Raw genomic sequence first — 7,353 nt, 5'->3', positions numbered from 1 at the left:
TCGGACATCGGCGAAACAGCCGCACTTTCCCCAGGAAAGTTCGGAATGAACACCACATCGGAAGCATCGAACAAGGGTGTGAACTGTTCACGCAGGCCATCAGCCACGGTCTGGACAGTGTCGATGACATCGCGCGCCTCATGCAGGATCGACCACAGCTGATCGTGGTGCCGATAGTCCCCGTGGATCTGCAGCACCGTGCGCACGCGGTGCGGTTCGCCCGCCAGAGCATGATGGAAAGCGAGCGCCAGGATCGGGCTGGTAAGGAACAGCGTGTCGTCCTCAGTGAGCTCATCATTGAGCTGACGCAGGGCGGCGAGCTGATTCGGGGTGAACTCGTAGACGGTTCCGTACACCTGGCCCTTCACAGCCGGGTGCACGTTCTCATGCAGAAGCCGTCCACCGTCCGCGGGCAGGGCACGGAGCGTATAGGCGGGAACGTCGAGGTTCAGCGGCCACCGCGGGATCATCCGGTCGGCGGGATCGCCCGTGCCCAGGAACGACAGCAACGCGACAGGGTAGCCGGCGTCATGCAGCCCGTTGGCCAGCTGGACGACGGACTTGTGGTAGCCGGTCGGGCCAGCGACCTCGTTGGTGCAGATCACGATCACGGTGCGGCAAGCCTTCCCTGACAGGTCACGGACAGAGCGGTGCCGCCCAGTGTGCCACGCTCCGCCCTCAGATCCGGTTCTTGCACAGCGCGGCCACTGATGCCGTGACCAGATGGAAAGCGGCGACGGGCACCGACAACTGTTCCTGCTGGCGCAGGACACGCCACACGGCGAGCAACGCCCGTGGTCTGTCGGAAGAATGTGATTCAGGCTGGGCAGCGCGGTACAGCGCCAGCGGTTCATCAATGCCTGCGGCTGTGGCACCTCCGGCAAGGATGCACAGCCACAGCGCCCAATCCTCCGCACCTGGCACATCAGGCATCGAGACCGGTCCGGTGCGCCTTAGATCCAGTACGGCCGTGAGGTTGCCGATCACGTTTCGGCGTCTGAGGCCCGCGCGCGTCAGCGCCGTCGGGACATGCACGACGCGGCCCTCAGGAACGAACTGCGCCGCTGAGCCCGCATAGTCGGCAGCGATCCGGTGGTAGCCGCAATAGATGAGCGGTGCGTCGGTGGAGCGCGCGAGCTCGAGCTGACGATCAAGCTTTGTGGGCAGCCACAGATCGTCGGCGTCGCAGAAAGCCAGATAACGACCGCGTGCCTGGGCGATGCCGGTGTTACGCGCCGCCGCTGGCCCCCCGCCGCTGTCGCGACGGATCAGGCGCACGCGGGAATCCCGGGCTACCAGTGACTCGACGATCTGTGTTGTGTGATCAGTAGAACTGTCGTCAACGACGAGGAGCTCCAGATCGGAGCAGGTCTGATCGAGTACGCTGACGATCGACTGACGCACGGTCCTCGCGCCGTTGAAGACCGGCATGACGACCGTCACCTGGGGATTCATCTCCTGCGCGGCAGTCACGACGCAAGATCATACCGATGTAGCTCCATGGCCCAGCCGTTGAGCCCGCTCGGCCGGAGGAGAACGAACGTGGCTGACCACACAGCAGACGCGCTGCTCGCACCGCGCCTGACATCCGCGCAGGCCGCAGAGCTGGCCTCCAGTGCCGGTCTGACCGAGATGGGGATCCGGCCGCCGCTCGGCCGCTATGCCGCGCAGGTCTGGCAACGGCGATCGTTCATCTGGAACCTGTCTGCGTCGCGCGCATACTCCAAGAACCAGGGATCGTATTTGGGTCAGTCCTGGGCGGTCCTGCGTCCGATGCTCGACGCCGCTGTGTACGTCATCATCTTCGGCTTCCTCTTCGACTCCAGCGCGCCGGGCATCGACAACCGAGCAGCGTTCATCACGATCGGCACCTTCACGTACACACTTTTTCAGACGTCCGTGATGTCGGGGCTGAACTCGATCCCGAGCAATCTGCAGCTGATCCGCTCACACCGCTTTCCGCGGGCAGTCGTCCCCCTCGCGACCGTGATGACGGAAACGGTGCTGTTCGCCCCGATCCTTGTGGCGATGCTCGTGATCACAATGGTCACCGGTCTGCTACCCGGAATGGGCGCCGTCTGGCCTACATGGTCCTGGCTCCTGCTGCCCTTCGCGGCAGTTCTGCTGGCGATCTTTTCCTCAGGCGTGGCGATGTTCTTCGCACGCGTGGGGGCCCGCGCGCCAGACATCGCCAACGCGATGCCTTTCATTCTCACGCTCGGCCGGTATGCCTCCGGCGGCATGTTCCTTATCTCGGCGATGATCCCAGAGGGCGCTTGGTACCGACCGATCCTGCTGCACCAGCCCGTCGCGATCTACCTTGAGCTGTTCCGTGCCGTGTTCGGCAACGAATCGTTGATCCCCATGACACCGATGCTGTGGCTGGAGGCGATCCTGTGGGCGGTCGTCGTTTTCGTCATCGGGTTCCTGTACTTCTGGCGCGCGGAGGAGACCTACGGCCGTGACTGAGGACATCGACTTCGAGATCGACCCGGAGAACCTCCCCAAGCGTCTGGAGCGCAAGCCCCTGGGCCCTCCTTCAGTGGTGGTCGACGACCTCCACATCACCTACCGCGTCTTCGGCGCGCGTCGCGGCGGCACCACCCGGCAGCGCACGTCCCTCTGGGACAAGGCCATCAGCCTCGGACGGCCCGATACCGGCCCCATCACAGAGGTCCCCGCGGTGCGCGGCGTGTCCTTCGTCGCCCATCACGGCGAGTCCATCGGCATCCTCGGCACGAACGGCTCGGGCAAGTCCACCCTCCTGCGAGCCGTGGCTGGCCTGCTCCCAGCGACATCCGGCCGCGTCTTCACGTCTGCTGAGCCCGAGCTGATGGGCGTCAACGCCGCACTGCTGCCGCGGCTGACTGGGGAGCGCAACATCATGATCGGCGGGCTCGCGCTGGGGCTCAATGCGAAACAGGTGCGTGAGTCCGTGCCGAAGGTTGCCGAGTTCGCGGAGCTCGGTGACTTTCTGTACCTGCCGATGAGCTCCTACTCCTCCGGCATGGCCTCCCGTCTTCGATTCGCGATCTCCACAATCCGCACCCCTGAGATCCTGATGATCGACGAGGCACTGGCCACGGGCGACGCCTCGTTCCGCAAGAAGAGCACAGCGCGGATCGAGGAGATTCGAGAGAAGGCGGGCACGGTGTTCTTCGTGTCCCACTCCCTCGCCTCCGTGCGCGCCATGTGCACGCGCGCATTGTGGATCGAGAAGGGTGAGCTCGTCGCCGATGGCGACGTGGATGATGTCGCGGATGCCTACAATGCGTTCGTCGAAGGGCGCACCAACGCGTCATCGGGAGCGAAACTGCGCTGAGCAAGGCCGTGCCCTACAGAGGGGGCGACTCACCCCGGGGCCGGCTCACCGACCCATTGCTATCGGCTGACGGTTCCATCGAAGTGCTGTACGTCAGGGCATCGGAATCACTGCTATGCTTCACTCGGAGACTGGCCCACTTCGGCAACGGGGTCGGAGGCGAGCTGGAGCCCGCCTGTGGTCTCGTCAGGGATGTACCACTCGCCGGAGACGGGGCACACCCACGCATCGGTGCCGTCGGAGGCAGGGAGGAGCTTCTCCCCCGAGCGTCCCACCCAGGCGATGCGCTTGGCCGGGACCCCTGCCACCAGAGCATACGGCGGCACATCCTTCACCACGGTGGCGCCGGCGGCGACCATCGCCCAGGCGCCGATGGTCACGGGGGCCACGCACACGGCGCGGGCACCGATCGACGCTCCCTCCTGGCAGGTCACACCCACCGGCTCCCAGTCCGAGGCGGACTTCGGGCTGAGATCGGGGTTGACCGCGCGCGGGAAGTGGTCGTTGGTGAACACGGCCGCCGGGCCCACGAACACGCCGTCGGCCAGCTTCGCCGGCTCGTACACCAGGGCGTAGTTCTGGATCTTGCAGCCGTTGCCCATCTGCACGCCGCTGCCGATATAGGCGCCGCGGCCCACCACGCAGTCGCGACCCATGTGCACGCCTTCACGCACCTGAGCGAGATGCCAGATGGAGCTTCCGTCGCCGATGGTGGCGTCCTCGGAGATGTCCGCGCCGGGGGCAACCCGGTACGTGGGGGTGTCACTCATGCGGACGACTTTACCGCCCGCCCCCGGTGCTCAGCGGGACGACGAGCCGGGCATCCCAGCTTCTTCCCGCAGCCTCTCCCCCTTGGCCAGCGCCGTCTCCCGCAGCTCCTGCTGGAACACGGCCATCCGCTCGCGCAGGGCGAGGGCATGATCGTCGACCCCGGCGGCGAGGATGCGGGCGGCGAGCAGGCCAGCGTTGCGGGCACCGCCGATGGACACGGTCGCCACCGGCACCCCGGCGGGCATCTGCACGATCGAGAGCAGTGAGTCCATGCCGTCCAGGTGCTTCAGCGGCACGGGCACCCCGATCACCGGCAGTGGGGTGAGGGAGGCGATCATGCCGGGCAGGTGGGCGGCACCACCCGCTCCGGCGATGACCACGCGCAGGCCACGGTCGGCGGCCGAGCGACCCCAGGCCACCATGTCCTCGGGCATGCGGTGGGCGGAGACCACATCGACCTCCGCGGGGATGCCGAACTCGGCCAGGGCATCCTGGGCGGCGCGCATCACTGGGTAGTCGGAGTCCGAGCCCATCACGATGCCCACCAACGGGGCGCCACCCGAGGGCGGGGAGTCCGGCGAAACGGGCAGCGGGGTCTGGGTCACGGGTTCTCCTCCATGGCGTCGGGGCCGTCGATGATGCGCTTCTCGGCGCGGTGGGCGCGGGCCAGCAGCTGCTCCGGATCCTTCCCCACCACGGTGACGTGCCCGAGCTTGCGGCCGGGACGCACCGACTTGCCGTACAGGTGCACCTTGACGCCCGGATCCGCCTGCATCGCAGCGCGCGCTCCGCTGGCGAGCTCCGGGGCGCTGCCGCCCAGCAGGTTCACCATCACCGCGCAGGGCGCCAGCATGTCGGTCCCGCCCAGGGGCAGATCGGCCACCGCACGCAGGTGCTGCTCGAACTGGCCGGTGACCGCACCGTCCATGGACCAGTGGCCGGTGTTGTGGGGGCGCATCGCCAGTTCATTGACCAGCACCTCTCTCCCGGCGGTCTCGAACAGCTCGACGGCGAGCATGCCGACCACGTCGAGGTCCTCGGCGATGGCCGCGGCCAGCTGCTGGATGCGCTGCTGGGCATCCGGGTCCAGGTCCGGGGCGGGGGCGACCACCTCGTAGCACACCCCGTCGCGCTGCACGGACTGCACGACGGGGTAGGTGATCGACTGCCCACCGGGTCGGCGGGCCACCTGCGCGGAGAGCTCCCGCAGGAAGGGCACCTTCTGCTCGGCGAGCAGCTCGCCGTGGTGCTCGAGCCAGTCGGCTGCGTCCTCGGCGCGCTCGATGATGCGCACACCGTGGCCGTCGTACCCGCCGCGCGGGGTCTTCACCACCAGCGGGCCGTCGTTCTCGGCGAGCGCGCGGTCGAGATCCTCGATGCCGCGCACGTGCCACCAGCGGGGGCAGGGATGCCCCAGCTCGGTGAGGCGGCGACGCATCACCAGCTTGTCCTGGGCGTGCACCAGGGCACCGGGACCAGGGCGCACCTGCACGTCACCGGTGGTGACCAGTCGCTCCAGAAACGCCGTCGGGACGTGCTCGTGGTCGAAGGTGAGCACGTCCACCTCGGTGGCGAGAGCGCGCACGGCGCTCTCCTCGTCATGACGGCCCGTGCGCACCCTGCCGGCGACCACGGCGGCACTCTCTGCGGGGTCGGAGGCCAGCACGGTCAGCGGCAGGTCCAGTTCGATCGCGGGCCCCAGCATCATCCGGGCCAGCTGCCCAGCGCCCACCACCCCGATCCGGGGTGGCGCGGTCAGGGGCGAGCAAGGGGTGTCATCAGGCACGTCCGACAGTCTAGGACCCGCTCCTGGCCCCGGTGCGGCGGCTGTCGTCCTCGGTGGGCTCCTCGGCGTCCGTGAAGACCACTCCCGAGGCCAGTGCGCTGCTGCCGTGGCTCCGGCGCCGTGCACCGTGGCGGTGACGCCTGCGCACCACGGACCCCTGGGGAAGCAGCGAGAGGTCATCGCTGGCCTCGGTCCGGGTGGTCTCCTCGGGACCGGTCTTCTCCCCGGGCGCGGAGATCAGGAACATGCCGAAGGAGGCGGGCACCTCGGAGAGCAGCTCGAGCCGGCCGCCGTCGTCCTCGACCAGGGTGCGTGCAAGGGCCAGGCCCACTCCGGTGCCGGAGGAGCGGGCCCCGGAGACGGAGCGCTCGAAGACGCGCTTGCCGAGCTCGGGGTCGATACCGGGGCCCTCGTCGGAGACCTCCACCACGGTGGAGTGGTCATTGCGACGCACCTTGACCAGGGTGCGGCCCCCGCCGTGCACCAGCGAGTTCTCGATCAGGGTGGCGATCACCTGGGTGAAGGGACCCACGGAGCCCCAGACGGCAGCGCTTCGGGGCACCTGGATCCGCAGCTCCCGGCCCGCCTTGCGGAATGCCGGGGACCACTCCTCGCTCTGCTGGGTGAGGACGGACCGCAGCTCCACCACACCGGGGCTGCGGCGCTGGGAGGAGCGTGGCGCGTTGATCAGGTCGTGCACCACCTCGGTGAGCCGGTCGATCTGCTCGAGGGCGATGCGGGCCTCCTCCCGCACCCATTCCTCCGAGCTGGTGGCGAGGATCTCGTCGACCCGCATGGACAGCGCGGTCAGCGGGGTGCGCAGCTGGTGGGAGGCATCGGAGGCGAGGCGGCTCTCCGCCTCCAGCCGTTCGGCGAGCATGGCGCCGGAGCGGGTGAGCTCCTCGGCCACGTCGTCGATCTCCGAGATGCCGCTGGCCTCCCACGGCCCACGGGCACGGCCGGCACCCATCTCCTCGGCGCGGCGGTTCAGCCTGGCCAGTGGCATGGAGATCCGCTGCGCCTGCCACAGTGCCACCGAGACGCCGATCGAGAGGGAGGACAGCCCCGCCACCACGATCAGCACCCAGGCGCTGGCGGTGTGAGCGCGCACCTCGGACTGGGGGATGTAGACGGTGATGTACTGCTCCTGCGCCCCGGGCGTCGAGACGGACACGGGATTGGGGCCCACAGGGTCCCCTGCCTGGATGGTCTCGCCCTCGTGCGTGACGACGATGGTCACGTTGAGGTTGGGCTGGGCATCCACGTGCCGCTGCAGCATCGCGGTGTCGAAGGGCCGCCCCTGCGCCAGTCGCTGGTCGGTGTCGATGCGGACCGCCTCGAGGATGTCCAGAGCCTGGCCGTTCAACTGCTGCCGGTTCAGCTGCAGCCAGGAGTAGCCCAGCGGGATGCCGAGCATCAACACAGCCAGCAGCACGGTGATGAGCGTGGCCTGCAGCACGCGCTGCCGCACGCG

At 68.3% G+C, this 7,353-nt stretch carries 8 protein-coding genes; 2 read left to right on the top strand and 6 right to left on the bottom strand.

Features of this window, described 5'->3' with window-relative positions; genetic code table 11:
• Positions 1 to 611: glycosyltransferase (locus M4D54_RS09890; protein ID WP_259891173.1), on the bottom strand; the 611-nt coding region annotated here is incomplete at its 3' end.
• 67 nt (positions 612 to 678) lie between these two features.
• Entirely contained in the window at positions 679 to 1,473 is a 795-nt protein-coding gene (locus M4D54_RS09885) for a glycosyltransferase family A protein (RefSeq protein ID WP_259891172.1), read from the bottom strand.
• 69 nt (positions 1,474 to 1,542) lie between these two features.
• Here M4D54_RS09885 and M4D54_RS09880 point away from each other — a divergent pair, with 69 nt between their 5' ends.
• Positions 1,543 to 2,469, top strand: coding sequence for an ABC transporter permease (locus tag M4D54_RS09880; RefSeq protein ID WP_259891171.1), 927 nt, complete (start codon positions 1,543 to 1,545; stop codon positions 2,467 to 2,469).
• The gene (locus tag M4D54_RS09875) at positions 2,462 to 3,322 is read left to right on the top strand and encodes an ABC transporter ATP-binding protein (protein ID WP_259891166.1); all 861 of its coding nucleotides are present in this window, start codon (positions 2,462 to 2,464) and stop codon (positions 3,320 to 3,322) included. Before M4D54_RS09880 ends, M4D54_RS09875 begins: the two co-directional genes overlap by 8 nt.
• A gap of 113 nt (positions 3,323 to 3,435) precedes the next feature.
• Here the strand turns inward: M4D54_RS09875 and M4D54_RS09870 are convergent, their stop codons facing one another.
• The 4 genes from M4D54_RS09870 to M4D54_RS09855 form a co-directional block, all read right to left on the bottom strand.
• Positions 3,436 to 4,092, bottom strand: coding sequence for an acyltransferase (locus tag M4D54_RS09870; RefSeq protein ID WP_193864663.1), 657 nt, complete (start codon positions 4,090 to 4,092; stop codon positions 3,436 to 3,438).
• A 30-nt stretch (positions 4,093 to 4,122) separates the two neighbouring features.
• Positions 4,123 to 4,626 carry a 5-(carboxyamino)imidazole ribonucleotide mutase gene (purE, locus tag M4D54_RS09865; protein ID WP_193864897.1) on the bottom strand — a complete coding sequence of 168 codons (504 nt, stop codon included), beginning with the start codon at positions 4,624 to 4,626 and terminating at the stop codon, positions 4,123 to 4,125.
• Positions 4,627 to 4,694: 68 nt separating this feature from the next.
• On the bottom strand, positions 4,695 to 5,879 hold the full coding sequence (locus tag M4D54_RS09860; RefSeq protein WP_396121485.1) for a 5-(carboxyamino)imidazole ribonucleotide synthase: 1,185 nt from the start codon (positions 5,877 to 5,879) through the stop codon (positions 4,695 to 4,697).
• Positions 5,880 to 5,889: 10 nt separating this feature from the next.
• The gene (locus M4D54_RS09855) at positions 5,890 to 7,350 is read right to left on the bottom strand and encodes an ATP-binding protein (protein WP_193864662.1); all 1,461 of its coding nucleotides are present in this window, start codon (positions 7,348 to 7,350) and stop codon (positions 5,890 to 5,892) included.
• Positions 7,351 to 7,353 lie beyond the last annotated feature (3 nt).

This window comes from Brachybacterium sp. p3-SID1565 (assembly GCF_025143785.1).
In the GTDB taxonomy this organism is placed as follows: Bacteria; Actinomycetota; Actinomycetes; order Actinomycetales; family Dermabacteraceae; genus Brachybacterium; species Brachybacterium epidermidis.
This window is presented reverse-complemented; position numbering and strand designations above follow the sequence as displayed.

Bases quoted from the DNA above. Each gene is read 5' to 3' on its own strand.
- M4D54_RS09870 (WP_193864663.1), bottom strand. From the start codon at position 4,092: ATGAGTGACACCCCCACGTACCGGGTTGCCCCCGGCGCGGACATCTCC.
- purE (WP_193864897.1), bottom strand. From the start codon at position 4,626: ATGGGCTCGGACTCCGACTACCCAGTGATGCGCGCCGCCCAGGATGCC.